The 20,196-nt window shown below is 32.6% G+C and carries 19 protein-coding genes; 9 read left to right on the forward strand and 10 right to left on the reverse strand.

The window, feature by feature from the left end:
- The first annotated feature begins 148 nt into the window (after positions 1 to 148).
- Together ACTJIW_RS01020 and ACTJIW_RS01025 are read left to right on the forward strand one after the other, a co-directional pair.
- On the forward strand, positions 149 to 979 hold the full coding sequence (locus tag ACTJIW_RS01020) for an energy transducer TonB (protein WP_440715355.1): 831 nt from the start codon (positions 149 to 151) through the stop codon (positions 977 to 979).
- Positions 980 to 1,167: 188 nt separating this feature from the next.
- Positions 1,168 to 1,548 carry a PH domain-containing protein gene (locus ACTJIW_RS01025; RefSeq protein WP_440715354.1) on the forward strand — a complete coding sequence of 127 codons (381 nt, stop codon included), beginning with the start codon at positions 1,168 to 1,170 and terminating at the stop codon, positions 1,546 to 1,548.
- A gap of 56 nt (positions 1,549 to 1,604) precedes the next feature.
- Here ACTJIW_RS01025 and ACTJIW_RS01030 read toward each other — a convergent pair whose 3' ends face one another.
- Together ACTJIW_RS01030 and ACTJIW_RS01035 are read right to left on the reverse strand one after the other, a co-directional pair.
- A complete protein-coding gene (locus ACTJIW_RS01030) occupies positions 1,605 to 2,477 on the reverse strand; it encodes a M48 family metalloprotease (protein WP_440715353.1) in 873 nt (290 codons plus the stop codon).
- Between the two features lie 206 nt (positions 2,478 to 2,683).
- Positions 2,684 to 3,553, reverse strand: a complete 870-nt coding sequence (locus tag ACTJIW_RS01035) for a M48 family metalloprotease (protein WP_012022334.1) — start codon at positions 3,551 to 3,553, stop codon at positions 2,684 to 2,686.
- Between the two features lie 295 nt (positions 3,554 to 3,848).
- Between ACTJIW_RS01035 and lipA the strand changes: the two genes are divergently transcribed.
- The 3 genes from lipA (at position 3,849) to ACTJIW_RS01050 (ending at position 7,991) form a co-directional block, all read left to right on the forward strand.
- Positions 3,849 to 4,715 (forward strand): lipoyl synthase, encoded by an 867-nt coding sequence (gene lipA / locus ACTJIW_RS01040; RefSeq protein ID WP_345146528.1) that lies wholly within the window; start codon positions 3,849 to 3,851, stop codon positions 4,713 to 4,715.
- A 76-nt stretch (positions 4,716 to 4,791) separates the two neighbouring features.
- A complete protein-coding gene (gene gap, locus ACTJIW_RS01045; protein ID WP_440715352.1) occupies positions 4,792 to 5,790 on the forward strand; it encodes a type I glyceraldehyde-3-phosphate dehydrogenase in 999 nt (332 codons plus the stop codon).
- Between the two features lie 26 nt (positions 5,791 to 5,816).
- Positions 5,817 to 7,991 carry an ATP-binding protein gene (locus ACTJIW_RS01050; RefSeq protein ID WP_121360198.1) on the forward strand — a complete coding sequence of 725 codons (2,175 nt, stop codon included), beginning with the start codon at positions 5,817 to 5,819 and terminating at the stop codon, positions 7,989 to 7,991.
- Between the two features lie 13 nt (positions 7,992 to 8,004).
- Here ACTJIW_RS01050 and lpxK read toward each other — a convergent pair whose 3' ends face one another.
- The 3 genes from lpxK to ACTJIW_RS01065 are packed head-to-tail and all read right to left on the reverse strand — an operon-like array spanning position 8,005 to position 9,537.
- A complete protein-coding gene (gene lpxK / locus ACTJIW_RS01055; RefSeq protein ID WP_121360197.1) occupies positions 8,005 to 9,027 on the reverse strand; it encodes a tetraacyldisaccharide 4'-kinase in 1,023 nt (340 codons plus the stop codon).
- Between the two features lie 4 nt (positions 9,028 to 9,031).
- Complete coding sequence (locus ACTJIW_RS01060; protein ID WP_012022339.1) at positions 9,032 to 9,313, reverse strand: Txe/YoeB family addiction module toxin; 282 nt, start codon at positions 9,311 to 9,313, stop codon at positions 9,032 to 9,034.
- Entirely contained in the window at positions 9,289 to 9,537 is a 249-nt protein-coding gene (locus tag ACTJIW_RS01065; protein WP_012022340.1) for a DUF2683 family protein, read from the reverse strand. The genes ACTJIW_RS01060 and ACTJIW_RS01065 overlap by 25 nt, the downstream gene beginning before the upstream one ends.
- A 222-nt stretch (positions 9,538 to 9,759) precedes the next feature.
- Between ACTJIW_RS01065 and ACTJIW_RS01070 the strand changes: the two genes are divergently transcribed.
- The 4 genes from ACTJIW_RS01070 to rluF all read left to right on the forward strand — a co-directional run bounded on the left by ACTJIW_RS01070 (position 9,760) and on the right by rluF (position 13,579).
- Positions 9,760 to 10,854 carry a Nif3-like dinuclear metal center hexameric protein gene (locus ACTJIW_RS01070; protein ID WP_073408956.1) on the forward strand — a complete coding sequence of 365 codons (1,095 nt, stop codon included), beginning with the start codon at positions 9,760 to 9,762 and terminating at the stop codon, positions 10,852 to 10,854.
- Positions 10,855 to 10,857: 3 nt separating this feature from the next.
- On the forward strand, positions 10,858 to 11,637 hold the full coding sequence (locus ACTJIW_RS01075) for a zinc ribbon domain-containing protein (protein ID WP_012022342.1): 780 nt from the start codon (positions 10,858 to 10,860) through the stop codon (positions 11,635 to 11,637).
- A gap of 169 nt (positions 11,638 to 11,806) precedes the next feature.
- Positions 11,807 to 12,670 (forward strand): alpha/beta fold hydrolase, encoded by an 864-nt coding sequence (locus ACTJIW_RS01080; protein WP_121360195.1) that lies wholly within the window; start codon positions 11,807 to 11,809, stop codon positions 12,668 to 12,670.
- Between the two features lie 90 nt (positions 12,671 to 12,760).
- The gene (gene rluF, locus ACTJIW_RS01085) at positions 12,761 to 13,579 is read left to right on the forward strand and encodes a 23S rRNA pseudouridine(2604) synthase RluF (RefSeq protein WP_121360194.1); all 819 of its coding nucleotides are present in this window, start codon (positions 12,761 to 12,763) and stop codon (positions 13,577 to 13,579) included.
- 63 nt (positions 13,580 to 13,642) lie between these two features.
- Here the strand turns inward: rluF and ACTJIW_RS01090 are convergent, their stop codons facing one another.
- The 5 genes from ACTJIW_RS01090 to ACTJIW_RS01110 all read right to left on the reverse strand — a co-directional run bounded on the left by ACTJIW_RS01090 (position 13,643) and on the right by ACTJIW_RS01110 (position 20,196).
- Entirely contained in the window at positions 13,643 to 15,550 is a 1,908-nt protein-coding gene (locus tag ACTJIW_RS01090; protein ID WP_121360193.1) for an outer membrane protein assembly factor BamB family protein, read from the reverse strand.
- A gap of 145 nt (positions 15,551 to 15,695) precedes the next feature.
- The gene (locus tag ACTJIW_RS01095; protein WP_440715351.1) at positions 15,696 to 17,081 is read right to left on the reverse strand and encodes a DUF4153 domain-containing protein; all 1,386 of its coding nucleotides are present in this window, start codon (positions 17,079 to 17,081) and stop codon (positions 15,696 to 15,698) included.
- A 58-nt stretch (positions 17,082 to 17,139) separates the two neighbouring features.
- Positions 17,140 to 17,430 carry a winged helix-turn-helix domain-containing protein gene (locus ACTJIW_RS01100; protein ID WP_179007906.1) on the reverse strand — a complete coding sequence of 97 codons (291 nt, stop codon included), beginning with the start codon at positions 17,428 to 17,430 and terminating at the stop codon, positions 17,140 to 17,142.
- Positions 17,431 to 17,434: 4 nt separating this feature from the next.
- Positions 17,435 to 18,049 carry a hypothetical protein gene (locus tag ACTJIW_RS01105; protein WP_440715350.1) on the reverse strand — a complete coding sequence of 205 codons (615 nt, stop codon included), beginning with the start codon at positions 18,047 to 18,049 and terminating at the stop codon, positions 17,435 to 17,437.
- A 107-nt stretch (positions 18,050 to 18,156) separates the two neighbouring features.
- On the reverse strand, positions 18,157 to 20,196 hold the full coding sequence (locus ACTJIW_RS01110) for an outer membrane beta-barrel protein (RefSeq protein ID WP_440715349.1): 2,040 nt from the start codon (positions 20,194 to 20,196) through the stop codon (positions 18,157 to 18,159).

The raw sequence follows: 20,196 nt of genomic DNA on the forward strand, positions 1-20,196 counted from the left end.
TCTTTAAGAAAAGATTAAATTATAATCGCATTTTTTCTTAAAAAACTATCTATTCACACACTAAAACAACAACTTCTACGTTGTTTGCTAAAACCCAACTCCTTTACGCGTATGATTTAAAGTTACTTAACCTTAAAATCCAAAAATCATGTCTAAATTAAGCATCTATGAAAGCAAGTGGACCGATCTTGTTTTCGAAAACAAAAACAAAGAGTACGGAGCGTATCAATTACGCCAAGAAAATTCTAAAACAACTGTCAATGCGTTGTTTATGGCCTTGTTATTACTAACAGCCGTGGGAAGTGTATCGATGCTGGTTAATAAATTTAGTATTGATAATGCTGTTGATACAGAACCGGTAATTTACAAGCCTTTAGTAGTAACTGATCTTAACGACATTGTGAAACCCAAAGTTGAAGAGTACATTGCACCTCCTGTAGAAAAACAAGAGCCTGCATCACAAGCTCCTGTTACTTCATCTCAATTAACAAATCCTGTTATTACTCATGCTGATCAAGCAGTTACAGAAATTGCAACAAACAGAGAAAACACTCCTGTTGTAGACAACACTACTGCCGGACCTGGAACAGGCGTTAATACAATGCCGACAACTGGAGGCCCAGGAACTGGTGAAATTGACACACCTGTAGTTCAAGGACCTTATACGCCTGCTGCATTAGACAAAATGCCAGAGTTTCCGGGCGGGATAAAAAATTTCTACACTTATGTAGGCAAAAATTTTACCCGACCAGAATTGGATGAAGAAAGAACTTTACGTGTTTACGTTTCTTTTGTAATCGAAAGAGACGGTTCAATGACTGATATTTTAGTTAAAAACGATCCGGGTTATGGATTAGGAAAAGAAGCTGTTAGAGTTTTAAAATCATTAAAAACAAAATGGGCTCCGGGAATGATTGACGGAAAAGCAGTTAGAACTGCCTACAATCTTCCAATAACAATACAAACACAACCAGAATAAAAATACAAGAGCAGAACTTCGGTTCTGCTTTTTTTATATAAAAATCCGCCATAAGAGATTAAAAAAATTAAGCACTTATTAAACCTTAATTTTCTTAATCTCTTAATGGTTAGAAACAATTTTTTATTCTCTATTTTATTTACTTTTACAAGACACTAAAAAAATTAATCAAAATTAAAACAAATAAAATGGGAATATTTTCAGCTCTTATGGGCAACGCAGGAACTGTAAGCCAGGAAGATTTACTAAAGAAATACGGTCAGCTTTTAACAGATAACGAGGAAATTGAAATGGGTTTTAAACTAATCCGTGACACTTTTATTTTTACCAACAAAAGATTAATCCTGGTTGATGTACAAGGATTAACAGGAAGCAAAACCGAATACAAATCTATTGCTTACAAAAGCATTACCCGATTCAGCATAGAAACAGCAGGAACTTTTGATCTTGATGCTGAATTAAAAATCTGGGTTTCGAGCGAATTAAACCCAAGCATTGTAAAACAATTTAATAAATCAGTAAATGTGTATGATGTTCAAAAAGTTTTGGCACATCATGTTTTAGGTTAATTTGAAGCATAAAAAAACGGCAGATTTAAATCTGCCGTTTTTTATTTTCTTAAAAACTATTTTTTCTTCGTTGTAGTTTTCTTTGTAGTAGTTGTTTTTTTCACAGTCGCTGCTTTCGGAACTGTATTGTCTATTTTTTGCTGTACGTATGGTTTGTAAACACCGTCTTTTTCAGCTCTTGCTTTAGCATCATCAGCTCTTTTCTTAGAATCTGGGTGAGAGCTCATCATTTGATCAATAAATGAAGCCTCAGCTCCTTCACTCATTTTTGCCAAAATTCTAAAAGCAGATTCTTCTGCATTTACGTTATAACCATTTTTCTTCAAGAAATTGTACGAGTATAAATCTGCCTCAGTTTCTTGTTTACGGCTGTGTTTACTATCGATTAAAGCACTTCCTATTTTTCCTAACTGACTGTCTGTTACTGCTGAAACCTTTGTTGACTGCGAAGAAACGCCATCAATTAAAGCTTCTTTTTGATAAGCGGCACGCATGGCGTCTCTTGAATCGTTATTAGCAACGTGACCAATTTCATGACCAATTACTGCAAGCAATTCATTATCATCCATAATATCCATTAAACCTGAATATACACGTACACTTCCGTCAGCAGTTGCAAAAGCATTTACTTCTTTTAATTTGTAAACTTTATAGTTTAAGGTAAAACCTTCACCGGCAGTGTGCTTTCCAAAAACACGGTTTAATCTTAAAGTATAACCGTCATTTGGTCCTGCTACTTCATTAGTCGAATCTAATTTGCGAACTGCTTCTTTAGACAAAGCGGCAGCATCTGCATTACTCAGCGTAAAACTGGCAACACCTTTTTGAAGGGCTCCAATTGCTTTATCACCTAAATTAATCTGCGCATTCATATTTGTAAAACCAAATGCTGCAAATAAGAATCCTGCTATTATAATTTTCTTTTTCATGTTTTTTATAATTACAATTTAACAACAAATGTAGCATAACAAAATGCTATTTCATTTCACTCAGAACTTGTTTTTTCAACAAATTAAAGGTATAAATTTTAAATGAGCTTATAACTATTTGCTGCTATTATTGATAGCTGTAACCTTGAAGCAAAAAAAACGGCAAGTTCTTAGGGAATTTGCCGTTTTTAGGTTTTATAGAAAAATTATTTCTTTTTTGCAGTTGTCTTTTTAGCAGTAGTTTTGGCTGGTGTTTTTGCTTTTACGGGTGCAGTATTATCAATTTTCTGCTGTACATAAGCTTTATACAAACCATCTTTTGTTGCTTTTTTCTTAGCATCATCTGCTCTTTTTCCAGAATCAGGGTGTGAACTCATCATTTTGGTCATAAAAGAAGCCTCTGCTCCTTCACTTAAATTTTGAAGAATTCTAAACGCTGCTTCTACAGCATTTACATCATAACCATTTCTTTTCATGAAATCATACGAAAATGAATCAGCTTCAGATTCCTGCTTTCTGCTGTGTTTGCTGTCAATCATTGCGCTTCCTATTTGTCCCAATTGAGATTTTGTCATAGTCTCAATTTTTCCTGACTGCGATGAAGCTGCATCTAGTAAAGCTTCTTTTTTATAAGCCGCTTTTACAGCGTCTCTTGAATCATGATTTACTACGTGGCCAATTTCATGTCCAATAACGGCAAGCAGTTCATTATCATCCATTATATCCATTAAACCGGCAAATACACGCACACTTCCATCTGCGCAGGCAAAAGCATTAATATCTTTTACTAAATAAACTTTATAGTTTAAAGTAACTCCCTCACTTGAAATATGTTTTCCAAATACACGATTCAATCGAATTGAATAGCCGTCCTCAGGTCCTGCAACAGGATTATTTGCATCCATTTCAGCAATTGATTCTTTAGCTAAAGCGGCAGCATCTGCGTCGCTAAAAGTAAATCCTGACACCCCTTTACTCAAAGCTCCCATAGCTTTGTCTGAAAGTATTTGTGCATTCATTTGAGTAAAACTAAAAGCTGCCAATAAAATTCCTAATACAGTAAATCTTTTTTTCATGTTATTAAACTTTAAATTAACAACAAAATTACTACAGCATAAATTTCACATGACCCAAAAACGTCAAATTTATAATAGAATAAGACAGGATTTAAAATTTTAAAAATCAGACTAAAACATCAAAATATTAAAGAAGAATAAAAAAATAAACCATAAAAACTCTATAAATACAAATAATTAATATTTGAACTTACTATTTTTAAATGCAATGAGAATGTGTAAAAAGCAAACGAAAACTAAATTAGCATCTCCAAATAAACTACATTCCGTATCTTTGTATTCAGATTTATGATATATGGAAACAGTCATTGAAAACATACCACCTGCAAAACCAAAATGGTTGAAGGTAAAATTACCTATTGGACAAAAATATACTGAACTGCGCGGTTTAGTTGATAAATACAGTTTAAATACAATTTGCACCTCTGGAAGCTGCCCAAATATGGGAGAATGCTGGGGTGAGGGAACGGCAACTTTTATGATTTTAGGAAACGTTTGTACACGTTCTTGCGGTTTTTGCGGTGTTAAAACCGGAAGACCCGAAACGGTAGATTGGGACGAACCTGAAAAAGTAGCACGTTCTATTAAAATCATGAATATCAAACACGCTGTAATTACAAGTGTTGACAGAGATGATTTAAAAGATGGCGGTTCTATCATTTGGATGGAAACTGTAAAAGCCATCCGCAGAATGAACCCAAATACTACTCTTGAAACTTTAATTCCGGACTTTCAGGGAATTGAAAGAAACATTGACAGAATTGTTGAAGCAAATCCTGAAGTAGTTTCGCATAATATGGAAACTGTTCGTCGTTTAACGCGCGAAGTACGTATTCAGGCGAAATACGACAGAAGCTTAGAAGTTTTACGCTACCTGAAAGAAAAAGGAATAAACAGAACCAAATCTGGAATTATGCTTGGACTTGGTGAAACCGAGGAAGAAGTGTACCAGACAATGAGAGATTTACGTGATGCAAATGTTGATGTTGTTACGATTGGCCAATACTTACAGCCAACTAAAAAACATTTGCCGGTAAAAGAATTCATTACTCCTGAATTGTTTGCTAAATACGAAAAATACGGTATAGAATTAGGTTTCCGTCATGTAGAAAGCGGCCCTCTTGTTCGTTCTTCATACAAAGCACAAAAACACATTTTATAGAATAAAGTTTAATCGTCTAATCGTTTAATTGTAAAACCGATTAAACGATTAAACAGTTAAACGAATAAACAAGAAATTGAAAACAAGAATTGCTATTAATGGTTTTGGAAGAATTGGAAGAAATTTATTTCGTCTTCTTATAAATCATCCTGAAATTGAAGTTGTTGCAATTAATGATATTGCAGATAATAAAACCATGTCGCATTTAATAAAATACGACAGTATTCATGGAGTTCTTCCTTTTCCTGTAAGTTTTGACGGAGAAGGAATTATCGTAAACGAAAAACATTATTTATTTTTTCATGAAAAAAGTATTTCAAATCTGGACTGGAAAAGTCATTCGATAGATTTTGTAATTGAATCGACAGGGAAATACAAAACACATGAAGAATTAAATGCCCATATTGAAGCCGGAGCAAAAAAAGTGATACTTTCTGCCCCATCAGAAGTTGATACAATTAAAACAGTTGTTCTTGGTGTAAACGAAAATATATTAGACGGAACAGAAAATATTGTTTCTAATGCAAGCTGTACTACAAATAATGCTGCGCCGATGATAAAAATCATCGAAGAACTGTGCGGAATTGAGCAGGCTTACATCACCACAATACATTCTTTTACGACAGACCAAAGTCTTCACGACCAGCCGCATAAGGATTTACGCCGTGCGAGAGGAGCCAGTCAGTCGATTGTTCCTACAACAACAGGTGCAGCTAAGGCATTAACGAAAATTTTTCCTAAATTGCACGAAAAAATCGGGGGATGCGGTATTCGTGTACCTGTTCCCGATGGTTCATTGACAGACATCACGTTCAATGTTAAACGTGCTGTTACTATTGAAGAAATTAACATTGCATTTCAAAAAGCCTCAAAAACAAATTTAAAAGGAATATTAGATTACACAGAAGATCCTATCGTTTCTGTTGATATAATTGGCAATACACATTCGTGCTTGTTCGACGCACAGCTTACTTCTGTCATAGACAAAATGGTAAAAGTTGTAGGTTGGTACGATAACGAAATTGGCTATTCATCACGATTAATCGATTTGATTTTACTGATAAGAAAAACATAAGATTCATTGTAAAAGCGCTGCCATACATGAAGTACTACTATCTTTTAATTGTTGTTTGTTTTTTAAATCCATTTTTGTATTCTCAAACCAAACAGAATACAGACAGTATTTCCTATTATAACAAACTGGCAAATAAAAAACTGAATAGTAAAGAATACAATGAAGCAGTTCTTTTAACAAAAAAATCTATTGATTTTTGCGAAACAAACCACATTCCCGAAGATTTAGGCAATCAGACTTTTAAGCTTGGCAAAATATATTACAATCAGCGGAAATACGATGAAGCTTTAAAAAACTTTCATAAAAGCGCAGCTTCTTTTGACAGTATAAAACCAACCTGCACTAAAATTTTAGCCCTTCACTATATTGGCGCAGCAAATACTGCACAAGGAAACTATAAAACTGCTGATATTTATTACCTAAAAGCTCAGAAACTCTTAAAAGAGCTTGGCGTAATAGACAGTTCTGAAATTTTGAACTTTCAGAAAGCAATGGCGTTTAAAGCAAATAAAAACTATCCGTTAGCCCTTAAAACTTTTCAAAAAATAATAAAAAAACCAGATAATTCATCTGTAATAAAAACAAAAATCAAATCGTATTATCAACTCGGATTAATTGAAACTCAGTTAAAACGCAACGATTCTGCCTTGATTTATTTTGATAAAGCTTTAGATTACAATGAAAAAACAAACGATCTGGCTCAAAAATCAAAAATTGTCTTAGCAATAAGCCGGTACTATAAGCAAAATAAAAACTACGACCTGGCCTACTCGTATTTAGATGAGCATTACCAATTAGAGAATTATATCTTAAAACTAAAAAATGCGAAAATTGATTTTAATGAATTTGAAAAATTCAAAAAAAATCAAACCCTAAACAATACCATTAAAAGGGAAAGCGAAGAAAAAATTCAGTTAAAAACCTATCGGTATTCAAAATTAGTAAGCATTCTGGCAATTGCCTTAATCTCTATTTTATCGCTCTTAAGTTTAGCTTTATACAAAAACAATATTATTCGTAATCAAAATAATCTGCTTTTAAGAGAAAAAAACAAAGAGCTTATCCTGGCTAAAAACAAAGCCGAAAAAGCATCAAAAGCAAGATCTGAATTTTTATCAACTGTAAGTCATGAACTCCGGACTCCGCTAAATGCGATCAACGGAATTACCCATTTACTTCTGGAAGACAATCCAAAAAAGGCACAATTAAAATATTTAGAGTCGTTAAAATTCTCAGGGAACTATTTAACCACTTTTATCAATGAAATTCTCGAAATCAACAAAATCGATTCTACAAAAGTTGAAGTCGAGAACATTAGTTTCAATTTAAAAGAATTGCTTTTTAATATTCAGAGTTCTCTCAAAGAACTCGCAACGGCCAATAAAAACTACTTCAATCTTGAGATCGACAAAGCAATTCCTGACATCTTGATTGGTGATCCAACAAAATTATCCCAAATTATATTAAACCTAATTAACAACGCCCTAAAATTTACTCAAAACGGACAGGTTAGTGTTATTGCAAAATTATTTGCAGAAGAAGACGAAAACGCAACTGTTTATTTTGAAATTGTAGATACCGGAATTGGTATTCCTGAAGATAAACTGCAGACTGTTTTTGAAAGCTTCTCGCAAGGTTCTATTGAAGTCAATAGAAAATATGGCGGAACGGGCTTAGGGCTTACGATTGTTAAAAAGTTAATTGAACTTTTAGGGGGCGAAATCAAACTAAAAAGTGAAGTTGGCAAAGGATCGACTTTTACTTTTAAATTAAATTTTAAAATTAATAACGAACCATTGGAAGCAGTTACAGAAGAAAAACCATATAATGACAAACAGCTTAAGCATAAATCAATTCTGTTGATTGAAGACAATAAAATCAATCAAATGATAACAAGAAAAATGCTTGAAAACAAAGCGATTACCTGCGAAATCCTGGACAATGGCGAAGAGGCAGTTGAGCTTTTAAAAGTAAAACGTTTTGATATGATTTTAATGGATGTTCATTTACCAGGAATAAACGGAACTACAGCTACTCAGCAAATTAGGGAATTTGATAAAACTACTCCAATTATTGCATTAACAGCTATTTCTCTGGACGAAAACAGAGATATGCTTTTATCGTTTGGAATGAATGATGTTATTACCAAGCCTTTTGTACCTGATGTATTTTACAGTACAATTGCTAAATTCTTTGATTGATTCTTTAAAGCTGCTAAGGCACTAAGTTTTCTTTTATATACTGTAAAATCGAAACGTCAAAATTTTGCTGGTGATTTATAAATGTGCTTTTTATGGGCAGATAATACAATTGTGAAACCAGCTTCGAATCTTTTAAACGGACATAATCTTTTTCGGTTGTAATTATTTTTCTGCCATTTGCTTTGTTTCGAATCGATTCTAAGTCGGCATCAGAAAAATGATGATGATCAGGAAAGGTTAAGCATTCATCATTTTCATTTTTTAAATACTCAAAAAATGGTTTAGGTTTTGCAATTCCGGCCAAAAGTAATTTCGATTCTGATTTAATTTCTGCAACCGATATTTTTTCATCTTTACCATAAATTTCAACATCGTAATCGATATAAGTAAAAAAGATCTGCTGAGAGCAGCTTAGTTTTAATTTCAAACGAATTTCGGTTTGTTTTTCTTCTGATAGATTTTTTGGGCATTTTGTAACCACAACAATATTGGCTCTGTTTGCTCCGCTCCTGCTTTCTCTTAAATTTCCCGTTGGAAGCATAAAATCATCTGCATACAAATCATCATAAGAAGTCAATAAAATATAAAATCCCGCTTTTACTTTTCGGTGCTGATAAGCATCATCTAATAAAATAACCTGCGGTTTTACATTCTGCGAAAGCAATTGCGTGATTCCGTTAGTACGATTGGCATCAACGGCAACCTGAACATCTGGAAATTTTTGATAAAACTGAAAAGGTTCATCTCCCAGAATTTCGGCATTAGAATTTTCATCGGCCAGAACAAAACCCTCAGACTTTCTTTTATAACCGCGGCTCAAAGTGGCTGCTCTATATTTGTTAGATAATAACCGAATTAAATATTCTATTTGAGGAGTTTTTCCGGTTCCGCCTACACTCAGATTTCCAACAGCTATAACCGGCAAATCGAATGAAGTTGATTTCAGGATTCCTTTATCAAAAAGAAAATTACGGATGCTGGTAATCAATCCGTATAAAATGGCAAATGGAAAAAGTATTTTTCGAAGTAAGTTCATAGAATTATTTATCTGAATAATGACCCATTGCAGAAATTACAAATACAGTTACAACTTCGTCATCTACACGATAAATTAACCGATCTTTTTGGTTAATACGTCTTGACCATAATCCTGAATATTCATATTTTAATGGTTCTGGATTTCCAAAACCTTCATATGGATTCTCTGTAAGATCGATTAAAATTTTAGCAATATTTTTAATAGAAATTTTATTTCCTGATTTTTTGTGTTTTTCAATGTCCTGATTGGCCACCTTAGTTACTTCAACCCTAAACTTCCCCATATATCATCTGGATTTAGCGTTGTTGTTTCACCGTTTTTAATATTTTCTTCTGCTTTTTTAACTTTCTCAACAAATTCAGAACTATAAATACTTGGCTCCTCATTAACCTGCCCATAATCTGGCTCAACTATTTCAATGCCTTCAACACCTTTAAAAAACGTCTCAAACATAGCCATAAATGCTTTTCCTGTTTTCGTTTTCTCGTCAATTTTTATTGTAGTCATGACTTATGATTTAGAATTACAAATATACAAAATCGTATACTTAGTATAAATAATATATATTAATAGTACAAATAATGTATAATAATTAGTATATATTCCAAAACAAGAAACCCTTGATCGAAATAGGTCTCAAAAAACTTTTTTTTTTCGTTAATTTGTTTTAAAGTTTCAATTTACACAACATAAAAAACCTGAAACTTGAAACCTGAAACAATAATTTACATGAAAATCAAAGATATAATAACCGTACTAGAAGAAATGGCGCCTCTGGCCTATGCAGAAGATTTTGATAATGTCGGCCTTTTAGTTGGTAATCCGGAAACAGAAAGTACCGGAATTTTAGTCTGCCATGATGCATTGGAAAATGTAATTGAGGAGGCAAAAACCAAAAACTGTAATCTTGTTGTTTGTTTTCATCCAATTCTATTTTCAGGAATTAAAAAAATTACAGGCAAAAATTATGTTGAACGCGCCATTTTAAAAGCTATCAAAAATGATATTGCTATTTATGCCGTTCATACTGCTTTAGACAACCATTCGCAAGGCGTTAATAAAATTTTCAGTCATGCATTGGGTTTAATCAATACCAGGATTTTAATTCCAAAACAGCAGTTTATTCAAAAATTAGTTACTTATACCGTACCTGATAATGCAGAAAAAGTCCGCAATGCGATGTTTGAAGCCGGCGCAGGAACAATTGGAAATTATGATAACTGCAGTTTTAACTCTGAAGGATTTTTTACTTTTAAAGGAAACGAAAAAAGCAATCCGGTTATCGGCGAAAAAGGAAAATTACACACCGGAACTGAAATAAAAATCGAAGTTATTTTTGAAAAACATTTACAATCCAGAGTTTTAAAAGCACTTTTAACCAATCATATCTATGAAGAAGTCGCTTATGAAATCTACGATTTGCAAAACGCACATCAAAATATTGGTTTAGGAATGATTGGCGAACTTGAAAATGAAATGGATGAAAAAGAATTTCTTTTGTATGCAAAAGATATTATGATTGCAAGAGGTATTCGACATTCGGCTTTTACAGGAAAAAAAATAAAGAAAGTAGCCGTTTTGGGCGGATCTGGAAGTTTTGCCATTAAAAATGCAATTCAGGCTGGAGCCGATGCTTTTTTAACCGCTGATTTAAAGTATCATCAGTTTTATGAAGCCGAAAATAAGTTACTTTTGGCAGATATTGGTCATTTTGAGAGTGAACGCTATACAAAAAACTATATTGTTGATTATCTTCGAAAAAAAATTCTTAATTTTGCGATCATTTTATCAGAAGAAAATACAAATCCAGTTAAGTACTTATAGAATATGACGAATACGAAAGAATTAAGTGTTGAGGACAAGTTAAGAGCAATATACGATTTACAGCTTATTGACTCTAGAATTGACGAAATCAGAAACGTTAGAGGAGAACTTCCTTTAGAGGTTGAAGATTTAGAAGATGAAGTTGCAGGTTTGAGCACTCGTTCAGAAAAACTGAAAGGTGAACTTGAAGTGATTGAGGAGCAAATCAAAGCAAAGAAAATTGCTATTGAGGAGCATAAAGAGGTTATCAAAAAGTACACAAAACAACAAGAATCAGTACGTAACAACAGAGAATTTAATTCTTTGACAAAAGAAGTTGAATTTCAGGAATTAGAAATTCAATTGGCTGAAAAGCAAATCAAAGAAATGAAAGCTTCTATCGAGCATAAAAAAGAAGTTATTTCTAACTTAAAAGAAAAACTTGATGCTAAAAGCTCTCATTTAAAACATAAAAAATCTGAATTAGATGCTATCATGGCAGAAACTCAGAAAGAAGAAACTTTCTTAACTGAGAAATCTGCTGAATATTCAGCACAAATCGAAGACAGATTATTAGCTGCTTACAACAGAATCAGAAGCAGTGTTCGTAACGGATTAGCTGTAGTTTCTATCGAAAGAGGAGCTTCTGCAGGATCTTTCTTCACGATTCCGCCTCAAACTCAGGTTGAAATCGCTTCAAGAAAAAAAATCATTACTGATGAACACTCTGGAAGAATCTTAGTTGACACACAATTAGCTGAAGAAGAAAAAGAAAAAATGGAACAATTGTTCTCAAAATTCTAAATATCAAGTCCCGATTAAATCGGGACTTTTTTTTTACGTTTATTTTGCCACGAATTCCACGAATTTTCACAAATTATTTTTTTAATCTATTCGTTTGAGAATAAAAAATTCGTGCCCATTTGTGTAATTCGTGGCAGACCTTTTTTTATCTTTAGAAAAAATTTAAGTTTTGGGAATTAAAAAAGGAATTCGGTTCATCACATTAAAATCAGTTGGATCTTACATTAATTTTTTGAGTTATGTTCGTCCGCAAAAAGCTATGGAACTTTCTTATGCACTTTTCAGCCAGCCGAGAATAGGCAGATTACAAAAAGAAAAACTTCCAAAAGTTTTAAAAAATACAGAGACAGAAATTTTTCACCACAATGAACATCATTTTCAAACTTATGTCTGGAAAGGAAATGAAACCAAAATTTTATTAGTTCACGGCTGGGAAAGCAACTCCTCAAGATGGAAAAAAACACTGCCTCATCTTCAAAAATCCGGAAGTACAATTATAGCACTTGATGCTCCAGCACACGGACAAAGCAGCGGAAAAGAATTTAATATTCCTCTTTACGCTGAATTCATCAATAAAGCAGTCGAAAAATATCAGCCGGAAATTATAATTGGACATTCTATTGGCGGCGCAGCCTGCGTTTATCATCAATATTTATTTCCGAATACGAGCATCAATAAAATGGTAATTCTTGGCGCTCCTTCTGAATTAAAAACTTTGATTGACAATTATTTTTCAATGCTGAGTTTAAACACCAAGATGTTTTCTCTTTTAGAGAGCAAATTCCTGGACCGTTTTAATTTTAAACTAGAAGATTTCTCAGGACAAAAATTTGCATCTCAATTTACTATCCCTGGTTTTATTGCTCATGATACTTCAGACAAAATAGTTGCTTTTGATGAAGGAAAAAAAATAGCCAGTAATTGGAAAAACAGCCAGTTTATTGAAACCAGCGGTTTAGGCCACGGAATGCATGATGATGAATTGTACGACAAAGTAATTGAGTTTCTTTTTTCTTCTGAAGGAACAAAGTAAACAAAGACTCAAAGGGGCAAAGGTTTCTTTTAAATATAAAGTCTGAAATCTAAAATTCTAAGAAGTCTAAATTTTAGCTACTTTTGCAATATGGAAGAAAATTTAAAACGTCTTAATAAATTTATAGGTGAAACGGGTTATTGTTCTCGTCGTGAAGCCGATAGATTAATTGAAGAAGGACGCGTAACAATAAATGGCGCAGCTGCTGAAATGGGAACTAAAGTTTCATCAGATGATGAAATACGCATTGACGGTAAATTAATCGTTGAAAAACACGAAAAATTGGTTTATCTGGCTTTTAATAAACCGGTAGGAATTGAATGTACTACAAACTTAGAGGTTAAAAATAATATTGTCGATTATATTAATTATCCTAAACGTATTTTCCCAATTGGAAGGCTGGATAAAGCGAGTGAAGGATTAATTTTTATGACTAATGACGGTGATATCGTAAACAAGATTTTGCGTGCCAGAAACAATCACGAAAAAGAATATACAGTTACAGTTAACAAACCTATTACAGAACGTTTTATTCAGCGTATGGGTAATGGAGTTCCTATTTTAGATACTGTCACAAAAAAATGTAAAGTAGAGCAAATCAGCAAATACACTTTCAAGATTATTTTAACGCAGGGATTAAACCGTCAGATTAGAAGAATGTCTGAATATCTGGGCTATGAAGTTACGGCCTTAAAACGTATTAGAATCATTAATATCTCACTGGATGTTCCCGTTGGGCGCTACCGTGATTTAACCGATGCTGAAATTAAAGAATTAAATAAATTAATAGAACCTTCGAGTAAAACTGAAGAAGCGAGTCTTCCGAAAGCTGCAGCTCCAACTCCAAGCCGAAGATCAACGTTTATTTCTAAAAATGATCCTAGATTTAAAAAAAGAGGCAACAATTAATTTCTCTCATAAAAAAAGGCGTATTGAATATCAATACGCCTTTTGCTTTATTTAAATTTTGAATTAGATTTTGTTGTTAAAAATTCTTAATTCATTTTCAAAAATGTAGTAAACTGACTGCGTAGCAAAATCTACTTCATAGATTGGACGCATGTTTTCGAATAAGATTTTATCTAATTCTGTTCCGTCATCTTTTCTTACTTTAACTAAAACTTTTTTCTGAGTTGCCTCATCTTTAGCAAAGATATAAGAGAAATCACGGCTTTGTCTCATTGCATCAAAACGCTGTGAAAATCTTTTAGAAACGTCAGCTAATGCTGCAGAACCTGCTGCTTGTTTTGCTGCTCTGTTTAATTGTTTGTCGTTTTGTTTTTTAATAACACTTGAACCTGTTTCCTGTCCTGTAGCCGGATCAATGTAAACCATTCTCCACTCAGATCCTACAGCAGCATTATATCCAGCAGAAACTCCTAAACCAATAGATCCTGCAGTTGCTAAAGCTTGACCCCAAGCTCTTCCTCCGTCACCTGGCTGTGTATAGATTCTGTGGTATAAAACTTTTCCTTCTTTACTTACTCCCATAACTTCTGTAGGTCCAGAAAGGGCTACTCCCCATGAAAATAATTCGATAGAATTTAATTCTTTTTCTTTTTTGATATTAACCTTTGCAAATGCGTCCGGTTTATCTTTTACAGTAGTATTGAATTTGAAAAGTTCTTCGTCGTTATACACTAAGAATTGATTATTTTCTTCGTCAAAAACGTTTAATAAAGGACGTTTTGCGTTGAATTTCAAGTTTCCTCTCCATAATTTTTTACCCGTTTTATAATCTACCATGTTACCATAAGTAGCTGTTAAGTATAAAACTTTATCATCAACTTTACCTAAATAGTTAATTGCATCTTCTTTATCATCAGAAATTTCGATGAAGCTTTTCCATTTTTTCTGACCGTCTTTGTCAATCAGCATCATTTCGTTTTCAGCAACATATAAGTAATCACCATCAATAGAAATTACTTTTTTCAATCCGTCGCCGCGAGCATCTTTTTTCCAAACTTTAGATCCGTCTTTTAAATTATAAAAATTGAATCCGCTGTTGTGAGCTACCAGGATTTTATCTCCCCAGTCTTCTAAATAAACAATGTATTTTGTTTTGATAGCATCTTCCCAGATTGGTTTTCCAGTTTCAGCATCTAATACGTTTAAGTATTGTTTAAATGAAATTAATCCTTTGCTGTTAATTACAACTAAGTTTTTATCATTTTGAGTTGGGAATACTTTTGTGTATTCTAATTCTCCAACCCATTTTAAAGCACCTGTATTTCTGTCAATTGCAGATAATCTACCCATGTAAAGAGAATAGATTGTATTAGCACTTACTTCTGCTTCGTTAGAAAAGTTTGCTTTAAAAGTAAACATCGAAGCAAATGCGCTTTTTGCATCTCCCTGCTCTGTTTTCCATAATACGTTTCCTGTATTAAGGTCGATTAATGACGCGATCACTTTTCCGTTTTCTGCACCTTTTACTAAATATTGGTTTTCACCATATAAAAATTGACTGTTAAAAACAGTGTATTTATAGTTAGCAGAATTGTAAACTACTTTTCCATCAAGAGTATTGATTAAAACAGTTTTGTAGTTCACTAAAGCTTCAATGTATGGAGTACCATCGATATTCTTTAAAATTCTTTTGCTTGCAAATAAGTTGTCTGTGTCTAATTTGCTTAATGCCTCAAGTGTAGTTCCTTCACCAACAGCTTTATCAGCATCAAAACTCCAAGCTTCTGCTTTAGTTTCAGGGTTGATCCCCTTTACAACATTCCCTTCTTTAACAACAATCACCCCTGTGATAGGATTTTGCATTAAATCTTCGATTTTTGAGTTCATTTTTAAAACTTCATCAGCTGTTCTCTGGGCGAAACCAGTTAAGCCGGCGAATGTTATAAAAAGAATCATAGTAATTTTTTTCATAGTTTTCTGCAGGTTAAGATTTTATATTAACTTTAACAATTTGTCAGCAAATATCTTATAATAGAAATTAATTAGCAAGGCTATAAGTAAAAAAAATCTTTATAAAAATAAATTAATTTTCCATAAAGATTTCTTAACATTTTTATCACTTAACTTCCACAAAATCATAATATAAAGCCTTCGATAAAAACCCTGCTGCCTGATAATTTCCTATCATTTCTTCTCTCACTGCTTCAGGGTATTGTCCATCTAGGTTATTCTTTTTAAAATACTCTCTTCGAGATTCATCATTGAAGTTCAAACCGCTTAAAAATTTAGGTTCCACACCTTTATTTACTGAGATATTATAATTAGTAATTAGATTTCCCCAATTAAAAAAACTGCATATTAAAATGGTACCATAGAAATACCAAACCATCTGATTTACCAGGTAGGCATTTGTTTTTTGTTTTGTTATTTTTAAAAAAGAATAAACTAATCCTATAATGGCAAGAATTAAGAAAGCGTAAACTTCCAAACGTTTATAAGTTAAACCGTAAAACGAAACATATTCTGTGTTTTTAATCATGGCACTTACAATCAAAACCACATTTAAGGCAATCCATACTTTGGCAAGTTTTTTTAGTAAGTGCGCTTTTTCATCAAAATTAAAACCTCCTTTAAAATAAAACAGGATTACACCGACTGCCATTAGAATTGAAAAAATTACTGCATTTACACGTTCGTGCGTATCTGCACTTAGGTTCGTTTTTTCGATTACTTCAAAAAACTGTTCGTAATTATACGTTCCTATGAAAACCAAAAGCATAATATTCAATAGAAATAATGTGATTTCACCGCTTTTTCTTTCAAAATCCAAATCGAGAAATGAAAATGTACTTTGATTTTTTACTTCAGAAATATTACTGAATTCGCTGCTAAGTTTTGGGTTGAATTCATAACAGACATCTGGCACCCAGTAATTCCAGAAACTGAATGAAACATAAAATCCAAGTATGCTGATTAAGATCAATTGAAAAATATCAATATCTAAAGTATAATCTGTAAATAATGATGAAAAATGATTGCTTCCGAAAGAGTAAACAATAAAAAACAATCCTAAAAACAGGAGCGGAATTACAAAAAATGCCACTATCCTCTTGGCAAAGTCATTATGAATTTTTCGTTCAGGAAGCCATTGGTTAAAAAGAAAAACTCGTCCTAACGATGTAATTCCGTTTAAGAATATCAATGGAAAAATCTGTACAATTTTAAGTTCTCCATCGTGGGTTTTAAATTGTAAAAACAGAATTGACAATGCTAAAGCAAAAAATGAAGCTGCATCTCCATACCATGCAAAAGCAAAACAAGACAAAATAGAGGTTACAACCAGAACTAAGTGTGACCTGTCGACAAACTTCTCCTGAAAGAAGTAACTAATTAAAAGCGTTAGTATTACCCCAAAAATTGAGAGATTAACCCCAGGAGACTGATTGTAAAAAAGCAGTGTAAATATTACTGTACAAGCTAAAATAATTTGATGTTTTTTCATGATTCTAAAATTAAAAGTACTTTGCATTTCAAAGTTATTAGACAAAAAAATATAGTTACTACGATTTCATTAATTTTTCGAGGTAAGAAAGGTGCTCTTTAAACGCCGCGCGGCCAAGCGGTGTTACCTGATAAGATGTTTTAGGCTTTTTGCCCACAAATTCTTTCTTAATCTCGATATATTCTGATTTTTCTAATGCTGAGGAATGACTCGCTAAATTACCATCGGTGATATTTAAAAGTGTTTTCATCTCGGTAAAATCTACCCAGTCGTTAACCATCAGAATGGACATAATACCCAGTCTGACACGGCTTTCAAAATCTTTATTTAGTTTATCAATAATTCCCATTGGGTTATTTGTATTTTTTGAACATCACTAATCCGTATATGATATGCAGAATTCCGAATCCCAGAATCCAAAAAATCAACCCATATCCTATATTAAAAAGTGCAATACATCCTAAAATCAGTTCCGAAAAACCAAGATATTTTATATCAGAAAATGTATATTTTTCAGCATTTATAACGGCTAATCCATAAAATATTAAAGTAGACGGTGCTACTAAACCATAATAGCCATGATGCATTAAAGCCAGGCAGAATATCCCGCCTGCAAATAAGGGCACAGCAAGGTTGAATACCATTTTTTTAGTTGCCGATGTCCAGATTGGTAAATTATATTTTCGGCTTTTTCTAATAGTAAAAAAGATTCCGAATGCAAATGCAAATACTAAAATTGTAATTCCAATCCAGAATAATTCTGATACCAGATTGGCAGAATACAATCTATGCTCATCATTTAAATAATCCATTCCGTTTGCTTTAAACAGCTGGTAAACATAGATTCCGCCAATTAAAGCCGAAAGACCTGCGAAAACTCCAGAAAGTCCGCTTAATGATATAAATCTTGAAGAGCGTTCCATCATGGAACGAATATGTGCTAAATCTTCTTGGTGCTTTTGATTCATAATTAAAGTACTTTGCATTACAAAGTTATCACTTATTTTGAAACAGCAATAAAAAAAGATCGCTTTTTTCAAAAAACTAATCTTAGAATTAATTTACTTTCTAAAGACTAACTCTCATTGGTTACAAAATTTTTAAATTTATACAATAAAGAAAACATGATATAACGCTTTAAAACATTGCTTTCTGAATCAACAACAGCTGTTGAAGTAATGGTTCTCGAAGTGCTCTGATTTTGATTGAGCAAATCATAAACTTTTACTTTGAATGTAAATTGTTTCGCGAATTTGTAGGACAAACTAGTGTTCCATAAATAAAAATCTCTTTTATATGGCCCAGAAATATTTGAATTATAGTTGTAACCAAAGTCGTTTCCAAAAACCCAATTCTTAGGCCAGAAGTTTGTTATTTCGACATTAAAATTATGAGTTGTATTTGAAGTTGAACTTAAAGAGGTATTATTATATCGAATGTCATTATATGTAAAATTATAATACGGCTTGATATTTAACAATTCACCATATTCATACGTAAATCCAAAGCCGGGATTGAGTCTAAATGCTTTTGCCTCATACAGCTGGTTGTTTGTAAAACCTTTATTTAAATTATAATTAGCATACATAGAAAACCGCAGTCCAAAAGTATTCACATCTTTCTTTATCCTTTTGTTCCATTCTCCTGCCAGTAACATATCATATGTACCTTCAACATTATCAAAAGTTGAAATCTGCTTACCTGAACTGTTATAAGCAGAAGCTCCCACAATCTGACTATCAAAATAGGTAGTACTAAAATGAAGGAAATAACCTGAATCTGATTCAAAATTATAACTTGAATAACCTGTCTGCAAAAAATGAAAAGTTGAAGCTTTTAAATTAGGATTTCCTGTTCTAACCACTAAAGGATTATCTAAATTAGCAACTGCCAAAACCTGATTACTACTTGGAATTGTATATTTACGCTCATACATCATTAATACACTCTGAGATTGTGAAATGCTGTAATTGGCACTAATGGATCCGTTTGGGATAAAATAATTTTTATTCAAATCTATTGTTTCATTTAAATAAAATGCATGATTTTCTGTCCTGATAACAGAAGTCCCTGTAGATGCCGATAAATCAAGTTTTTTTATGCTCATATTAAAACCCACTTTAGGGTTCACACCAAAACTATTAAAAGAGTTAAAATTACTAAGTGATTCATTAAAGACATCGTATTCCATATCCTGACCATTGCGGTCGAATGTTTTTTTATCATCGCTTGTTTTTTCATAATCTGTAATTACTGAAAAATTCAGTCTTAACGAATCTGTTACTGGTTCAAAATATTGAAGATTTCCTGTATATTTATCTCTATTGTTTTTCTGAGTAACATTTTGATTACGCAAATCGTCAGGACTTGTTCCTTCTGCAAAAACGGTCAATGAATTTACCTTTGAATCTAAATCGTTTCGTGAATTCTCGTTTTCAAAAGAGGCGGTAAAGTATCGTCCTTCTTTTTTAGCATTTAAAAAAAATCTAAGATTATTTCTGAAATTCGTATTATTACTTTCAGTTGTATTAAAAGAATTACTGGAATTAATTAACTGATTATTCTCATCCCAGGTTTTTCTATCAAAGGCATTTACTGAGACCGCTTTTCCTGTTTGAATAGCTGGTGCAAAAAAAACTTTTATTGAAGGGGAAACTTTATACTCAAAATTTAAACTTACATTATGTCTATTAGAATCCTGATCGCTTTTTGAAGCAGATTTCGACAATAAAGAACCTGTTGGAAGTAAAGTAAGTTCTGATGTTTTATTAGTATTGTCTACATTAGAATTGTTAAAATAATAGTTCAAATCTGTGCTTTCTCCTTTAAACCATTCGTCAGTATAACTTATCCCAATCATATTCGATTTTATTATTCCGCCTCTGCTCCCAAAAGAACCGCCTGAACCATCGTTTCTTCCGCCTCCCATATTATCAAAAACCTCATTCATAGAAAAACCAGATGCATTAATATTATTTGAAGAAGCTAAAAAACTGATACGTCTTTTATCTTTAAAATAACTCAGTAAAGCACTGCTTTCATATCTTTCTGAACTTCCATAACCGCCTAATAATTTGCCAAAAAAGCCTTTATTCTTCTTTTTGTCTATTGTCAA

Origin of the sequence: Flavobacterium sp. 22659 (genome assembly GCF_052044235.1) — a bacterium.
Taxonomy (GTDB): Bacteria; Bacteroidota; Bacteroidia; order Flavobacteriales; family Flavobacteriaceae; genus Flavobacterium; species Flavobacterium johnsoniae.